Origin of the sequence: Photobacterium satsumensis, assembly GCF_050336935.1 — a bacterium.
In the GTDB taxonomy this organism is placed as follows: domain Bacteria; phylum Pseudomonadota; class Gammaproteobacteria; order Enterobacterales; family Vibrionaceae; genus Photobacterium; species Photobacterium satsumensis.
Genome location: NZ_JAKJSK010000009.1, coordinates 201,666 through 217,634 on the forward strand (window position 1 = coordinate 201,666; position 15,969 = coordinate 217,634).

The following is a 15,969-nucleotide window of genomic DNA, read 5'->3' on the forward strand; positions in this document are numbered from 1 at the left end:
AACCTTCGATTAAAACAGTATAAACTTGTTGATCGGCGATACTTTAAGCCAATTGCTGATGTTTAACCAATTAAAAATAGTTATATCTATCCATATATAAAGTTATTTATGAATATCTTGTTGCGGTGGTGTAAAAGGTGTTGGTATGGGTTACTCTTGGATGAGTGAGTGGCGTGCTACATTAATGAAACAAAACGGATTTAGGTGCGACTAAAAACTGTGAATTAGCTCTCGTTATGACCCATATATGACAAATTGTGTAGCTTTATTACGTAATGATGTGGCTTGATGGTTGCAAGATTTAGCGCTGCTTTGTTGTTCATCAAACGATATGGTCGCAAAATAACCATTTAGGTTGCTGTTTTTGGGTGATATGCGTCAAAGAATAACAAAGTGTAACTCTAAATGGTTACAAGTGATCTAAATCAATTTTTTTCGAGCTGTGAAAGAATATAATCAGTTTTGAAAGCAATTTACTAAGTATGTGTGTTACCGGCTTTTTGAGCAGGATCGCTCCCGGATAACCCCAAGGATGTTTACGCATCCTTACTAAAAAGTTTTCAATCTTAAGTTAGGAGTTAACTATGCCTGTTACTAATATGGCTGAACTAGATGCAATGGTTGCACGCGTTAAAGCGGCTCAGAAAGAGTTTGCTACATACTCTCAGGAGCAAGTAGACAAAATCTTCCGCGCAGCTTCTCTTGCTGCGAACAATGCACGTATTCCTCTAGCTCAACAAGCTGTAGCCGAATCTGGTATGGGTATTGTTGAAGATAAGGTTATTAAAAACCACTTCGCTTCAGAATTTATCTACAACAAATACAAAGACGAAAAAACCTGTGGTATTTTGGATGAGAACGAAGAGTTCGGCACCATGACTATCGCAGAACCAGTAGGTATTATTTGCGGTATCGTACCGACAACTAACCCAACATCTACTGCAATCTTCAAATCTCTAATCTCACTTAAAACACGTAACGCGATCATCTTCTCGCCACACCCACGTGCTAAGAACTCAACAAACGATGCTGCTAAGCTAGTACTTGATGCTGCTATTGCTGCTGGTGCACCGAAAGACATCATTGGTTGGATCGACCAGCCTTCAGTTGAGCTTTCTAACGCACTGATGAAGCACAATGACATCAACCTTATCCTTGCGACTGGTGGTCCAGGTATGGTTAAAGCGGCATACTCTTCTGGTAAACCAGCTATCGGTGTTGGCGCCGGTAACGTTCCTGTTGTTATCGATGAAACTGCGGATGTTAAGCGTGCTGTTGCTTCTATTCTAATGTCTAAGACATTTGATAACGGTGTGGTATGTGCTTCTGAGCAGGCTGCCATCGTAGTTGACGAAGTATACGACGAAGTAAAAGAACGTTTCGCAACGCACAAAGCATATGTACTCAGCAAAGCCGAAGCAGATAAAGTACGTAAAGTACTGCTTATCGACGGTAACCTAAACGCGAAAATCGTTGGCCAGCCAGCGGCAGCTATCGCTGAAATGGCGGGCGTTACTGTGCCTGCAGATACCAAAGTACTTGTTGGTGAAGGTCTGGGTAAAGTGTCTTACGACGATGCATTTGCTCACGAGAAATTGTCTCCAACACTGGGTCTTTTCCGTGCTGACAACTTCGAAGACGCGGTTGCTCAAGCCGTCACTATGGTTGAGATCGGCGGTATCGGTCACACATCTGGTCTATATACTAACCAAGACGTGAATGCAGACCGTATCCGTTACTTCGGTGACAAGCTGAAAACTGCGCGTATTCTTGTAAACATCCCGACGACTCACGGTGGTATCGGTGACCTTTACAACTTCAACGTAGCACCTTCTCTAACTCTTGGTTGTGGTTCATGGGGTGGTAACTCTATCTCTGAGAACGTAGGTCCTAAGCACCTTATCAACAAGAAGACAGTAGCGAAGCGAGCTGAAAATATGTTGTGGCACAAACTACCTAAATCAATTTACTTCCGTCGTGGTAGCCTTCCAATCGCTCTTGGCGACCTAGAAGGTAAGAAGCGCGCATTCCTAGTAACTGACCGCTTCCTATTCAACAACGGTTACGCTGATGAAGTCGTTAGCCTACTTAAGCAGCAGGGCATTGAAGTACAGACTTTCTTCGACGTAGAAGCCGATCCAACGCTTTCTGTTGTTGAGAAAGGTGCTGAAGCAATGAAGAGCTTCCAGCCTGATGTCATCCTAGCGCTTGGTGGTGGTTCACCAATGGATGCTGCGAAGATCATGTGGGTAATGTACGAGCACCCAGAAACACACTTCGAAGAACTAGCGATGCGTTTCATGGATATCCGTAAGCGTATTTACAAGTTCCCGAAAATGGGTAAAAAAGCTGAGCTTGTATGTATCACTACAACATCTGGTACCGGTTCTGAAGTTACACCTTTCGCCGTTGTTACTGATGACAAGACGGGTGCTAAGTACCCACTAGCTGACTACGAACTGACACCACAAATGGCTATCGTTGATGCGAACCTAGTCATGAACATGCCGAAGTCGCTAACTGCTTTCGGCGGCTACGATGCAGTTACTCACGCACTAGAAGCATATGTTTCTGTTCTTGCGAACGAATACTCTGACGGCCAGGCGCTTCAAGCACTTAAGATGCTTAAAGAGTACCTACCTTCAAGCTACGCGAATGGCGCTAATGACCCAATCGCACGTGAGAAAGTTCACAACGCAGCAACTATCGCGGGTATCGCGTTTGCGAATGCCTTCCTAGGTGTTTGTCACTCAATGGCGCACAAGATTGGTGCTGAGTTCCACCTACCACACGGTTTGGCGAACGCACTGCTAATCTCTAACGTTGTTCGTTACAACGCGAACGATAACCCAACTAAGCAGACTGCATTCTCTCAGTACGACCGTCCACAGGCACGTCGTCGTTACGCTGAAGTTGCTGACCACCTAGGCCTAAGCCAAGCTGGTGACCGTACTGCTCAGAAGATCGAGCGTCTACTAGCATGGCTAGAAGAGCTGAAAGGCGACCTAGATATCCCACTGTCAATCCAGGCAGCAGGTGTTCCAGAGTCTGACTTCCTAGCGAAACTGGACGAGCTATCTGTTGAAGCGTTTGATGACCAGTGTACTGGTGCGAACCCTCGTTACCCACTAATCAGCGAGCTGAAAGACGTACTAACAGCTGCTTACTACGGTAAGCCTTACGTTGAAGGTGAGACGTTCGAAGGGACTTCAGTTATCAAGAAATCTGAGCCAGTGACTGAAAAGCCAGTAGCGAAAGCGAAGAAAGAAAAAGCTGAAGCATAAGCATTGTTTTAGCTAGCGCACGAAAGACTACCTTTATTTAGCCCGCCATCTTGGCGGGCTTTTTTATTGTGTGCTGAAAAAGTGGAAAGGGGTTAGCTGACTTCAGCTTCGATCATTCTGCCGTTGAAATAGTCATTGGCGACGATGTATTCGGCGCTACGGGCGATTTCATACTGAAGCGGTGAGCTCAGCTTGCTCGGGTGGTTATTACACGGGCACTCGATAGTGAGTGGCACAACACCTCCGACCCGGATTTTGAACTCGGCCAGCTCCTTGGCCCAGCTCTGGGTCAGGCCTGACACGATGGCTTTTGAGCCTGAGTGGACAGAGCTATTCATACACTCTTCATTGGCGGCAAGGTTGATGATGACGCCATGGCAATTGTGATCCCGCATATAATGGGCGGCCTGTTTACCGAAGGTAAAGAACGGGGTCGCTTTTTCATTCATCGAACGGCTGAACTGATCTACCGACGATGGGCTGAGGAGCGAAGGTAATTCCGAGCCAACCCAGCAATTCACCAAGACTTCGATTTTGCCAAAATGCTGGTGGATGTTGTTGATCAGCGTCCCAATTGTTCTCTCGCTTTGATCCGGGATCAGATAGGATTGGCAGGGGGCACCAGCTGACTGGCAAGCCTGCAGGGTTTGGGCAAGGGCGTGTTGGCGCTCATCAACCAATGCCAGCTTTGCCCCCAGAGAGGCAAAGTGCAGCGATAGGGCTTTGCCCAGTGGGCTGCCTGCAGCTGTGATGAGAATGACTGAATGTGCGATATTCATAGCTCTTCCTATATTAGGCTGCCGACACACTGTTACTGCCAAAAAGCCAACTTACAAATCATGTACTTAGGTTACGGAGTCACTGAAAGCATGTCTGTGAATAATCCCCCAAACTCGCGACCTAGCATTAAAATGTTAGTGAAACGTGATCACTGTGCAGCATTCAAGTAACAAAGCTATGAGGGCGGTCACGAAATTAAATCAGTAATGATATCTTTATCAACGTATTCGCCAGTAAATTGGCTCATTTTGACTTCAAAATTAGACAACATCGCCAAACAGGGCGAGATCAGGCTCCGTACATTTCAGCGAAACGCTTGGCTTGAACTAGCGATAGATAAAGATCCTGAGGTGATGCCTTGATCGTTGCATCTTCGGTGGGTGGCAGCAGGCGGCGTTCGTGACCAGAAAGGTTATGGTATACCTCTTCCGGCATGCCTTTGGTGCCTTGTGGCGGGTAGGTCAGTGGGGTTGGCCTTAGTCCATCAAGCAAGCGTGCATCGGCCAAGCCACTTTCATGAAAGGCTTTAGCTTGCTGGGCGGCATTTTGGTAACTGCTCTCGTTGGTCGAAAGCGGCTGTGGCTCGGGTAACTCAAAGTAAGCACGAAGCTCGCTTTCGGTTTTGCCTGGCGCTGGAAGCGCGTCGACGGGGGTGGTTTCAAGTTGCTCGGGAGAGAGCAGGGCTAGCATCAAGGCAAAATCGGCACGACGTCCCCCCTCAACCGCATGGCTGAGTTGGCTGCCAAGCTGAACTTCATTGATCAGCTGCGCTTTGTCGAGTGAATGAATTTGCATTGAAGCTGTACCGAATAAAACAAACCAGTGTTATGGAATGTGTATCGGTACAGCTTGTGATTTCTTTAATAAAAAGTATGAGTTGGCAATCGAATGGTTACTTTTCCGCCATTTTCTGTTCTTGCAGTGCTGTGACGGCTTTTTCCATTCGCTTCAAAGCCTCTAGCAACGTTTGATGGCGGCAACCAAAATTGAGCCTGACAAAGCCGGGATTGCCGAAGTCAGCACCGGGTGATAGCCCTACACCGGCTTGCTCGAAGAACCGAAACGGAGAACTAACCGGTAATGCCGTTGCATCGATCCATGCCAAGTAGGTTCCCTCTATGGGAGCGACGGTGAGGTAGGGCATGTTATTGATGGCCTGCTCAACCGTGGCTTTGTTGCGCCTTAAGTAAGCGAGTTGTTTTTCCAGCCAAGGCTGACCTTGCGCATAGGCTGATTGTGCCGCGGTATAGGCTAGCACATTGACATCGGGCACGACGCCTGCCTTGGTGCGTACGAACTCCCGCCGCAAACTTGGATTGGGAATAATCGCCATCGACGCCCCGAGCCCGGCAATATTAAACGTTTTGCTTGGTGCTAGTAGGGTGATGGAACGCTGTGCGGCATCGTCATTGAGGCTGGCAAACGGGATGTGTTTGCAGTCGGGAGCCAGCACTAGGTCACAGTGGATTTCGTCGGAGCAGACAATCAAACCTTGTTGCTGGGCAAACGCGGCGACGGCTTCCAGCTCGTTCCTGCGATATACCGTGCCGCCGGGGTTGAGCGGATTGCAGAATAACAACAATCGCGTATCGGGTAATAAGGCGCTGTCATCTAGCGACATTAACCAGCGCTGACCCTCAAGTTGCACCGGCAACTTGCTCAGTGGGCGTTTGGCCAGTTTGGGCGATGATTTAAATGGAGGATAAATTGGGCTTGGGCAGACGACGCCTTGCTCTGGCTGGCAAACAGACCGTACCGCTAAGTTGATACCGCAAACCAGTCCCGGTAGGTAGACAACCCATTCAGGCTCAATATGCCATTGATACAGGCGCTGCATCCGCTCGACAATCAGTTCGGTCAGTGTTGCTGGGGCACTGCCATAGCCGAAGATACCGTGGTCGACATGACGGTGCAGGGCATCGGTGATCGCCTGTGGTACTTTGAAGTCGCTATCGGCCACCCACATCGGCAGAATATCTTGGCCTTGGTATTTTTGCCATTTGATACTGTTGCTGTTGGTGCGGTCGATATGTTGATCAAACAGGGGATCGAGTTGTCGGGTGACGGAGTGCATTAATGAGCCCTTTTGGCTGCTGGAAAGAGATATTATTGCCATAGGATGGCCAAAGAAAAAAGCCCCAGCACAAGGCTGGGGCTTAATATCGATGTTAATAACCTTAATATAAACGTTATCAATATCAGAATTTTGATTTCGAACCAAATTGTTCGGCCGCATAGGCGACGCGCTCTTCAGGTGTTGGCGGCTTGGAAGGCACTCCAAGGTTTTCTATGTGCCGAAGGCGAGGCAGTAGGCCTGCACCATTGGCGGTTTGAATCGCCAGTCCCGGTCGAGCGTTGAGCTCAAGCACCATTGGCCCGTGGACCTTATCAAGTACCATATCGGTACCCATGTAACCCAACCCCGTCATCTCCCAGGCACTGGAAGCCAAGGCCAGTAGCTTAAGCCAATTAGGGACCGCCAGTTCGTTGAGCATGCGGTCAGTATCAGGGTGTCGTTCAACCGGCTGGTCGAACTGTACCGCGCGTATGGCCTTGCCCGTGGCAATATCGATACCGACCCCCACAGCGCCTTGGTGCAGGTTGGCCTTACCGTCAGAAGCCGCTGTTGAGCAGCGCATCATCGCCATCACCGGATAGCCCTTGAAAACGATAACCCGTACATCCGGCACGCCTTCGTAGCTGAAGCCATCGAAAACATCATCAAACTGGATCAGGTTTTCAACCATCGCCACATCGTTTTTGCCCCCCAACGAGAACAGTCCCGCTAAGGTGTTAGTGATGTGTCGCTCGACATCTTGCTTGTTGATCTCGGCACCAGACGGTTTTACGTAAACCCCGTCCTTGTGCTTGACCACAACCAAGATCCCTTTGCCGCCGGAGCCTTGGGCCGGCTTGATAACAAAGCCCGGCCAGTCTTTTACCATGTCGTGGACGCGTTTGACGTAAACCTGGCTGTCGATAACCCCAATTAGCTCGGGAACCGTGGCTCCAGCCTGCTTAGCGATCAGCTTGGTTTTCAACTTGTCGTCAACCAAGGGATACAGGCTACGATCGTTGTAACGGCCGATGTAGCTGTGATTACGCTGGTTCATCCCCATGATGCCACGGTCACGCAGCTTGAACGGAGACGTAAACTGTGAAAACAGTGACATAGTTTAGTCCTCCGCTAGTGGCTTGAAGCGGCGTAGCTCACTCAAACGGTAGCCGGTGTAGTTACCGAGCATCAGGATCAGTGCCAGAATAAGCAGCTGGATACCGATAAAGTTAAAGGTAAGGTGACGCACTAGCGGGTTGGTCATCGCGAGGTAAACCAACACTGCGGTAAGCAGCGAGCCGCCACCTTGGATAAGTACTTCTTTCGCCCCTTCCTCTTCCCACAGGATGGACATACGCTCGATGGTCCACGATAGGATGATCATCGGGAAGAAGGTGATAGTAAGGCCTTCGACCAAGCCAATCTTGAAGGCGACAACGGTAAATACTGAGATGATCATGATAACCGTGATGATCACTGCGGATATCCTCGCCACCAGAAGCAAGTTGAGCTTGGACAGGTAGCTACGGATCACCAGACCGGTACCGACAATCAGCAGGAAGCCGAGAATACCTGTTATCAATTGGGTCTGGACAAACGCCACCGCGATCAGAACCGGCATGAAGGTTCCTGAGGTCTTCAGGCCGACAATAATACGCAGGAAGACCACAATCAACGCACCGATCGGTACCAGCATAATGGTCTTGAACATCGCCTGTTCTTCAACCGGCAGGCTGTGGATCGAGAAGTTCAGTAAGTCTTCAGCCTGAACTTTTTCGCGGGTTGCCTGTTGCGGTGTGATGTCCTGGGCAATGATCGAGAAGCTGATGTTAGAGTTGCGCCCGCCGATCACATCCAGCAGTGAGTGCCCCTGCTGGTTCCAAAGAAGAATGTTGTCAGGTTTGCCTTCTTGGCCTGTTTGAAGGTCAAACAGCTCCCAAGTTTGGCCATCCCACACCTCTACCATTGGGGTGATGCTTTGGCGACGTCGGCCATCTTCTAGTTGCAAGCCACCGACAATACGGGCGTGGACTTTTTCCAGAGAAAGCAGATTGATGATGGCTTGCTCGCGACTGAGGCTGTTGAGCAACAAGGCCGAGTTCTGGTTGTTGCGGTCGTTGAATTGCTTGATAAGCTCGCGGGTAAGGGTGATGTTGTCGGAAGACAGGCTGCGGGCTTGGTCGAGTAGGGCGGTAGCGGCTGTTTGCTGTGGGTTATCAAGGCTAACCGCAACGGTATCGCCTTTAGGCGGTGCCATATTGAAGCTTGCCTGATCGTCGACCAGCATTTGGGTTTTGTAATAAAGGATCTGCTTGCCGGTTGCTTCGCGGATGGACCATTCAGCGCGGCGGCCCTTGTTGGTGTCAATGAGAGCAACGCCATAACCCGGCGATGAGGTACTCTCATCAATTTGGGTAAACCCCTGCTGGGTTTCCGGTGCAGCCATGGAGACTTTGACTGGATCACCAATGGCATCAAACTCAATGCGTGATTCTAATTCCCATAGCGCACGTTCTTCGCCTGGCGTCCATGGCACCCCGTAGACATCGTGGCGGTACATACTTAATGCCGCGCCTGCGATGACGAGTAGGGTAATAAGAAAATAAAACGGGATTCTTGATGTCATGACGTCCTCATCATTTGTTATTAGTTTTGTTGTACTTGCTGTTCATTCATTCCCTGAACAAACTTTTTACCTACATCAACAAGCGCTATGTCTTTGAAAAACTCTCGCCCTAATAATACTGGATAGGTCATTTGTGTGCGATCTGCCAACGTAAATTGTGCTTTTTCATGAAGCTGACCGAGTTTTACCCATGCTTCAATCACTGGGCGACGGTTTACACCCTCGGCACTGGCTTGGCGGATTTTCACCCAACGTACGACTGGCGCTTCAACAATATCGGCTTCGCTCGGGTTTTCATCCGAGGTGTGGTTCATGTTGAAGCGTGCCCACTCTTTACCATCTCGCTCGAAAATCTGTATGTTGGTCGCACTAACAGATGATGTGGTTGCTCCCGTGTCGATACGGGCTTTGTAAAAGCTTCGGGTCGCATCCAGCCATACCCACTCTTCTTCTCCCAGAATCACTTTGCCATGGGCAACGCGAGGGTCGTTATCGACAATAACAGGTATTGGCGTCTCTTCCTCTTCCTCTTCAGTGAAGGCAAGTAGAGTCGAATCAGTGTAGCGTTGGCTCATATCTTCCGACAAGGTAGATATCTGCTTTTCTAGCTTATCAATATTAGCGTTTTGGTCATCAATTTGTTTGATCATGGTTGCAAGCTGGAAATTTACACGATCTTCCATGACATTAATCGCTTGCATAGTTTGTTCATGATCTTGTTGTGGCTGGGTAAGGCTACAGCCAGAAAGGACAGCAAAGGTCAGTAATGGTACAAAGCGGCGAAGCATTTTATCTCCCGGAGGTACTTCTTTTTTCTTAGGCGGCAGTATTTTAGCGTAGAAAAGGGGATGCGAACAGCACCCCCTTGTCAGTAGTTAGTCAGGATTTCGCGCAATTAGCACGGCACGCTTCGGTGCAGGGTAACCTTCGACTGTTTTTGATGGGTCAGCAGGGTCGAGGTATTCCGGCAGCGAATTGTTTGTCATCCAGTCGGTTGAGCGCTGCTCGTCAGTGGTGGTCACGCATTCGTCGACAATTTTCACGTCGACCAGACCACATTTTTCCATCCACACCTTCAGCGCTTTGGCAGATGGGAAGAAGTAGACGTTGTGCATCTGGGCGTAGCGGTGGGTCGGCACCAACACATCGTTCTCATCACCATCAATCACGAGGGTTTCTAGAATGAGTTCACCATCTTTACGCAGTTGGTTCTTCAGTTGGATGATGTGATCCAAAGGTGAGCGGCGGTGATAAAGTACGCCCATCGAGAATACGGTGTCGAAGGCCTTAAGCTCAGGTAGCTGCTCAATCCCCAACGGCAGTAAGTAGGCACGTTCGTCCAGTCCCATCAAGCGCTTGATCGCCTCAAACTGAACAAGGAACAGGTTCGACGGGTCGATACCCACAGTCAGCTTGGCTTCTTCACCCAGCATACGCCACATATGGTAACCATTACCGCAGCCGACATCCAAGACCGTCCGGCCTTTAAGCGGTGAGATATGAGGTAGGACGCGATCCCATTTCCAGTCCGAGCGCCACTCGGTATCGATATCGATGCCGTGCATTTGGTACGGGCCTTTACGCCATGGGTGCAGCAAGCGAAGTAGACTTTCAAGGCGCTTTTGTTCGCCGTCGGCAATACCGTCTTCATTGCGGACACTGACCGCATTTTTCAGGTCGATGATATCAGGCTTGTCCGTTGGGAATTTCTTCAGAGCGCGCATCCAGCGGCCCATGTCACCATGGGCTTGCTCTTCCCAATCGCTCAGTTGTTTTGGCAGGGTGTTTAGCCATGGGCGCAGTGTTTCATGCTGGGCAAGGAGCTGGTAAAACTCAGCAAAAGTAAACATAGACAATAGAAACCTTATTTAATGGCGAACATCGAGCCGAAGTTGAAACATTGGAACCAGACTTCAGAGCTTGTGAAGCCAATCTTCTCAAAGCGCTGCTTATGGGTATCAATGCTGTCAGGCAGCATGACGTTTTCAATGGCGCTGCGTTTTTGGCTGATTTCCAGCTCGCTGTAGCCATTGGCACGCTTGAAGTCGTGATGCAGATCGATAAGCAGCTCGTGGGCACGCTCATCGTCGAAGATGTACTTTTCCGAAAGGATCAAGATCCCCCCCGGGCGCAGGCCGGCATAAATCTTTTCAAGCAGTGTTTGACGATCTTCTGGAACCAGAAACTGCAGGGTGAAGTTCAGAACCACGACAGAAGCATCGTTGATATCGATGTTGCGGATATCAGCCTCTACCACTTGGACCGGGGTGTCGGAGCGGTAGGCGTTAATATGCAAGCGGCAACGTTCAACCATGGCGCTGGAATTATCAACAGCAATGATTTCACAACCTTCTTGCTGGATATGTCTGCGCATTGATAAGGTCGCCGCTCCGAGCGAGCAGCCCAAATCATACACTTTCGAATGCGGCTTGGCGAAGCGTTCAGCCAGCATACCAATCGCTGAAATAATATTGCTGTATCCCGGTACCGAGCGCTGGATCATATCCGGGAAAACCTCAGCAACACGTTCGTCAAACGTAAAATCACCGATTTTATCTATCGGTGCCGAAAAAATATTGTCGTGACCGGCCATCTTCACGAACCTCATCTATACAAAAAAACAGAAATCCCAAATGATAAGTATGAACTTTTCTACGCCTTTGGCGTCAATTGACATACTGGGGTGATCCATCACCGCTGAAAGGTCGCGTATTGTAGTGAAAATGAGCGCATTTGTCTTTATAGATTTTGCCCGTAGCCCAGACCTTTTTCGATAGTTCGACAGAATTAACGGCACTGTTTAGCCTCTTTACCCGCTCTTTTACCGCCAAGTAAAGCTGTAACAAAATATTTGTTGCGAAACTGTATATTAGCAACAATTCTTGCCCGCGAATGCACTTAACTGCTTATTATCTGGCTTATCGATGTTAACTTAATGTTTTATCGGATAAATCAATGAGCCTTTACGCTTTTTTCAATTGGTAAAGGGGTGGCGATACTTTTATCTTTCCCGCAATTTTTTTGGGGAGAAGAAAATGCGTAAATTATATTATGCGGTTGGTGTGGGCCTTCTTGGCTACCTGGCCTCCGTCTATGTGGTTGATAAGTTTGACCAGCAACTTGCCGCCAGCCGATACCATCAGGTTTCTGGCCAGGTGATAGACCCACTTTCAACGGCCGCTTTTGATGTACTGAATAAGAATGGTTGTTCTTACTGCCATACCAGTGACAGCGATATGCCATTTTACGGCCAGCTACCCGTTGCCAAGCAGTTGATGGAAGCCGATGTCACCCGTGGTATGCGCCATTTCAATATTGAAGCCATGATGTCCCAAGTGAAGGCTGGCGAGCTTATTTCTGAGGTCGAACTGGCTAAGCTTGAGTCGGTAATGGAAGACAACTCGATGCCGCCAGCGATGTACCTGACTATGCACTGGCGTTCGAAACTCTCCCCAGAAGAAACCACGACGCTTCAAGGCTGGGTGAAGCAGGAACGTTTGCGCCACCATCAAGGTCAGGCCAAGATCACCGAAGCGTTTAAATACGAGGCGGTACAGCCTATCCGCACAACTTTCGTTGTCGATATGGCAAAGGTCGAGCTGGGTGATCTGCTGTATCACGATACCCGCTTATCTGGTGACAACACAGTGTCGTGTGCGAGCTGCCATGGGCTGGAAACCGGCGGTGTTGACCGCCTGACGACGTCAGTGGGTGTTAACGGTGCTATTGGCCCTATCAATGCACCAACGGTATTTAACTCGGTATTCAATACCCACCAGTTCTGGGATGGCCGCGCGCACGATTTGCAGGCACAGGCCGGTGGTCCACCATTGAATCCATTGGAAATGGCTTCGGAGTCTTGGCAGCAGATCGTTGATAAGCTGGCAGTAGATGAAGAAATGAATGCGGCGTTTGCTGCGATTTATGCCGAGGGTATCACCGAGCACAGTATCACCGATGCCATTGCTGAGTTTGAGAAGACATTGGTGACACCGAATAGCCGTTTTGATCAGTTCTTGCGTGGTGATAACTCAGCGCTGAATGCTGATGAGCAAGAAGGTTATGCACTTTTCAAACAGTACAAATGCAGCACTTGTCACGTCGGTGAAGCCATGGGGGGGCAGAGCTTTGAGGTTATGGGCCTGAAGAAAGACTACTTTGCCGACCGTGGTAATGTCACCGAAGTGGACTACGGTCGCTTCAATGCCACGGGCGATGCCAATGATATGCACCGTTTCAAGGTACCGACTCTACGTAATGTTGCTTTGACCGCGCCGTATTTCCATGACGGTAGTGTAGAGACGCTAGCAGAAGCCGTCGCTCAGATGGCTTACTATCAGGTAGGCGTGAAACTGACTGATACTGAGATAGGTAAGATCACCGCATACTTAGAAACATTGAACGGTGAGTACAACGGCCAGATTTTGCAGTAATAGCCAGACGCTGTAATTGCAAAATGATAACACCCCGTAGTTTAAGCCTGCGGGGTGTTTTTTGTTATTTGGAACGTTCAATGTCAAGCCAAAACGCATGTAAATCAGCGATAAGCTGCTGACTTTTCAATACGTTAGTATGGTTTTCGTCATAGCCAGAAATACGTTCAGCCTGATGCTGTGCAGTCGTAATCAATTGGCTTGAAAGAACAATAGTCCCATCTCCACTAGGCCTTGACGTTAAGCCGCTATTATCAAACGCAAACATCAGGTAGTGCGGTGGTCTGCGTTGCGAAAGCTCAGAGTTGAAGAGATTTTTAATGACCAAGCTATTTGGGGCAATATCACGCCATGCAGGCATGACGACTGGCGAAAATTGAACACCCAGTTGAGCTGAGCTCACCCCATTAAATGGAGAAGCGATTGAGGTGAACGAACGGATTCGTTGACATTGTGTTTGTAGGCTACAGATATTGAGATAGTGCTGGGTTAATACGCCTCCCATGCTGTGGGCGACAATATGCATTGGCTCTTTGTAATCGTATATATCACCAACAGCTGTAATTATTGACGAGAGTGAGTGTGCTAGCAGCGTTAATGACAAAGCACTCGGATAGTTTATTATCCACGCTTGATAGCGTTCTCTATCCATATTCTCAATGATGTGTTCAAACTCTTTGCCGCTGCCCCCCATACCATGAACAAACAGCACCGGAATTTTGTTTTTATCTAAAGGTTCGAGAAAAAAGACACCAGAATATCGACGTTCGACAAATTCTAATGGTTGCCACATCCCCATACGTTGAGCTTCAGGGCTGAATACTTCATGCTCAAAGTCGACGACATTGCCTATATTGGCTTTTTTAATATCAATGTCAAAGTAGCTAAGCAGTGGTACTGACTCTATGTCTTCAAGCGGGTGCGGGCTGAGCCATTGTTCATCAATGACTAGTGCTTGGTCCGACTCTGGAAAACTGCTTGCTTCGATACGGTAAAGGGGCTGTCCTTTCTGGTAAGAAAGATCATGGCTTTTGTCTTCAAAAATATAGATAACACTGACGCGGTCAATCAGTGATGGAATAACGGTCTTATGGCTACTATCACTGATATCAACATTTTTGATATCGGAAATGTTATCGGAGCCTAGCTGAATAATTACATAGCGGTCTGATGAAGGAAGGATTATCGTGACTTCCTTGTAATTGTTATTCACTTGGATAATGTCTTTATTTAAGGCGTTAAGCGATCCACAGCCAGTGAGCAGTAGAAGCAGCAGTACAAAGAGCGATCTCAAAAGACTATCCTCGCGAGCTTAAGTTTTGAACGTTGTGTTTATACTACAGGCAGAAATTGGCGGTTAACTATCGAAAAATTAAAAATTAATAGTTGCTGCTAGGTTAATGAGAGGCATTTGGCATTTCTACATCCATAGCCTCACGTTTGAGTCAACAATGAGTAGCATTCATCACCACAGCACCGCTATTGCTATATCAAGTTAATTTGCGGATCCGGCTCGGCTTTTGGCAGTTCGACATTCGGCAGGTTGGCGTCGGCGGCCTTTTGCTGTAGCAAGTGATAAAGGCGGGTTGCTAGCTCTGGGGCGTGGTTATTGTCCGGAGTATGGATAAACAGGTAAGGCTGTTTGCCGTCACGCAGCCACTGCGGAAGGCGGACCAGCCAGTTGGCAAAAAAGGCATCGTTGCTGGCATCATCGGGGTGGCCGATAAAGCGGATCATCGGATAATCTGCTGTAGCGATGGCGTGCACCGGCACCTGGGGCTTGTTCTGGTGGGCATCGATCACCGCCGCGGTGGTGGGTGGTGCGGCGAACACCGGTCGGCTGTCCATGATAATACGGTTCGCTCCGTGCTCGAGTAGTAAGCGATTGAGCCGCTTTTCTTCCTCGCCCTTGGCAAAAAAGGCCGGATGGCGTACTTCCACTCCGATGGGGTAATTGGCTGGTAACCGTTTGAGGAATTTTTCCAAGGCAGGCAGAGCGGCGGGACCAAACTGGGCCGGTAGCTGGATTTTCCACAGGCCTATCTTTCCTTCGAGTGGTGCCATAGTGGTAAAGAAGTCAGCCAACAGCTGATCGCAGTGAACCAGTTGGTTCTGGTGGGTAATGGCCTGTGGCAGCTTGAAGGTAAAGCGGAAGTGATCGCTGGTGGACTGGTGCCATTTCTTTACCGTAGGGATCCCCGGTGTGGCATAGAAGGTGGTGTTTCCCTCAACCGTATGAAAAACCTCGGCATATTTGGCGAGTCGCTCGCCTGCTTTGCAGCCACTTCCGTATAGGCTCTGCTGCCAATGGCTGTGCGACCACATGGCAAGGCCAAGGCGAATAGGGAGGTTGACTTGAGTTGACAGCATTGCAAGGCTTCCAAACTGGGATGTAGCGCCCATTGTGCTAAGGTTTTTGGTGCTTGGTCAATGTTTTAGGCCCTCGATATGGGATTTTTCCTTGATCTTCTTAACCACTTTTTCCTAAAGTGGTATTTCGCTTTGTTCCCCTGCTCCTCCAATATACGCTGTCAGTGCCAGGAAACGGTTAACTCATGCCGGCGATAGGCTGCCAGCCATGACATTATCGATTGTGGCCGATTGCCAATTAATTCTCGCGGATCATGTATGTTGAAGGCGCTTGGGTATATAATGCCTCGTTATTTTTGTCTCTCGGCCCGACTGATCGCAATAGTTGCGTGAAGTTTAATCAAATTGGCCGGGAAAGATTCAGCTTGTGTGTGGCCGGTTGCTTCGGGCACAGCCATACGCACAGGAAAGTTAGTAAAT

The 15,969-nt window shown here is 48.9% G+C and carries 12 protein-coding genes; 2 read left to right on the plus strand and 10 right to left on the minus strand.

All coding sequences use genetic code 11. The features are described from left to right. The first annotated feature begins 584 nt into the window (after window positions 1-584). Complete coding sequence (adhE, locus tag L4D79_RS19445) at window positions 585-3,284, plus strand: bifunctional acetaldehyde-CoA/alcohol dehydrogenase (protein WP_428653383.1); 2,700 nt, start codon at window positions 585-587, stop codon at window positions 3,282-3,284. Between the two features lie 92 nt (window positions 3,285-3,376). Here adhE and L4D79_RS19450 read toward each other — a convergent pair whose 3' ends face one another. The 8 genes from L4D79_RS19450 to cmoA all read right to left on the minus strand — a co-directional run bounded on the left by L4D79_RS19450 (window position 3,377) and on the right by cmoA (window position 11,339). Beyond that, window positions 3,377-4,063, minus strand: a complete 687-nt coding sequence (locus tag L4D79_RS19450; protein WP_428653385.1) for an SDR family oxidoreductase — start codon at window positions 4,061-4,063, stop codon at window positions 3,377-3,379. Window positions 4,064-4,352: 289 nt separating this feature from the next. After that, complete coding sequence (locus L4D79_RS19455) at window positions 4,353-4,859, minus strand: VC2046/SO_2500 family protein (protein ID WP_428653387.1); 507 nt, start codon at window positions 4,857-4,859, stop codon at window positions 4,353-4,355. 97 nt (window positions 4,860-4,956) lie between these two features. Next, window positions 4,957-6,138, minus strand: coding sequence for a MalY/PatB family protein (locus L4D79_RS19460; protein ID WP_428653389.1), 1,182 nt, complete (start codon window positions 6,136-6,138; stop codon window positions 4,957-4,959). A gap of 124 nt (window positions 6,139-6,262) precedes the next feature. Then, entirely contained in the window at window positions 6,263-7,231 is a 969-nt protein-coding gene (locus L4D79_RS19465) for an alpha-L-glutamate ligase-like protein (RefSeq protein WP_428653615.1), read from the minus strand. 9 nt (window positions 7,232-7,240) lie between these two features. Then, complete coding sequence (locus L4D79_RS19470) at window positions 7,241-8,746, minus strand: inactive transglutaminase family protein (RefSeq protein ID WP_428653391.1); 1,506 nt, start codon at window positions 8,744-8,746, stop codon at window positions 7,241-7,243. Between the two features lie 20 nt (window positions 8,747-8,766). Then, on the minus strand, window positions 8,767-9,534 hold the full coding sequence (locus L4D79_RS19475) for an ATP-dependent zinc protease family protein (RefSeq protein WP_428653393.1): 768 nt from the start codon (window positions 9,532-9,534) through the stop codon (window positions 8,767-8,769). An 87-nt stretch (window positions 9,535-9,621) separates the two neighbouring features. Then, window positions 9,622-10,596 carry a tRNA 5-methoxyuridine(34)/uridine 5-oxyacetic acid(34) synthase CmoB gene (cmoB, locus tag L4D79_RS19480; protein WP_428653395.1) on the minus strand — a complete coding sequence of 325 codons (975 nt, stop codon included), beginning with the start codon at window positions 10,594-10,596 and terminating at the stop codon, window positions 9,622-9,624. A gap of 14 nt (window positions 10,597-10,610) precedes the next feature. Beyond that, entirely contained in the window at window positions 10,611-11,339 is a 729-nt protein-coding gene (gene cmoA / locus L4D79_RS19485; RefSeq protein ID WP_255040092.1) for a carboxy-S-adenosyl-L-methionine synthase CmoA, read from the minus strand. A 442-nt stretch (window positions 11,340-11,781) separates the two neighbouring features. On the opposite strand from cmoA, the gene L4D79_RS19490 reads away from it, so the two are divergent. Further along, complete coding sequence (locus tag L4D79_RS19490; protein WP_428653397.1) at window positions 11,782-13,179, plus strand: cytochrome c peroxidase; 1,398 nt, start codon at window positions 11,782-11,784, stop codon at window positions 13,177-13,179. A 64-nt stretch (window positions 13,180-13,243) separates the two neighbouring features. Here the strand turns inward: L4D79_RS19490 and L4D79_RS19495 are convergent, their stop codons facing one another. Continuing rightward, window positions 13,244-14,473 carry an esterase/lipase family protein gene (locus L4D79_RS19495; protein WP_428653400.1) on the minus strand — a complete coding sequence of 410 codons (1,230 nt, stop codon included), beginning with the start codon at window positions 14,471-14,473 and terminating at the stop codon, window positions 13,244-13,246. A 191-nt stretch (window positions 14,474-14,664) separates the two neighbouring features. Beyond that, window positions 14,665-15,549: a DUF72 domain-containing protein gene (locus L4D79_RS19500; protein WP_428653403.1), complete on the minus strand. Its 885-nt coding sequence runs from the start codon at window positions 15,547-15,549 to the stop codon at window positions 14,665-14,667. Between the last annotated feature and the right edge of the window lie 420 nt (window positions 15,550-15,969).

What these genes read in the sequence shown, in the direction of transcription:
- L4D79_RS19460 (WP_428653389.1), bottom strand. Translation starts at nt 6,138, where the DNA reads ATGCACTCCGTCACCCGACAACTCGATCCCCTGTTTGATCAACATATC.
- adhE (WP_428653383.1), top strand. Translation starts at nt 585, where the DNA reads ATGCCTGTTACTAATATGGCTGAACTAGATGCAATGGTTGCACGCGTT.
- L4D79_RS19500 (WP_428653403.1), bottom strand. Translation starts at nt 15,549, where the DNA reads ATGCTGTCAACTCAAGTCAACCTCCCTATTCGCCTTGGCCTTGCCATG.
- L4D79_RS19475 (WP_428653393.1), bottom strand. Translation starts at nt 9,534, where the DNA reads ATGCTTCGCCGCTTTGTACCATTACTGACCTTTGCTGTCCTTTCTGGC.
- L4D79_RS19455 (WP_428653387.1), bottom strand. Translation starts at nt 4,859, where the DNA reads ATGCAAATTCATTCACTCGACAAAGCGCAGCTGATCAATGAAGTTCAG.
- L4D79_RS19470 (WP_428653391.1), bottom strand. Translation starts at nt 8,746, where the DNA reads ATGACATCAAGAATCCCGTTTTATTTTCTTATTACCCTACTCGTCATC.
- cmoA (WP_255040092.1), bottom strand. Translation starts at nt 11,339, where the DNA reads ATGGCCGGTCACGACAATATTTTTTCGGCACCGATAGATAAAATCGGT.
- L4D79_RS19490 (WP_428653397.1), top strand. Translation starts at nt 11,782, where the DNA reads ATGCGTAAATTATATTATGCGGTTGGTGTGGGCCTTCTTGGCTACCTG.
- cmoB (WP_428653395.1), bottom strand. Translation starts at nt 10,596, where the DNA reads ATGTTTACTTTTGCTGAGTTTTACCAGCTCCTTGCCCAGCATGAAACA.
- L4D79_RS19450 (WP_428653385.1), bottom strand. Translation starts at nt 4,063, where the DNA reads ATGAATATCGCACATTCAGTCATTCTCATCACAGCTGCAGGCAGCCCA.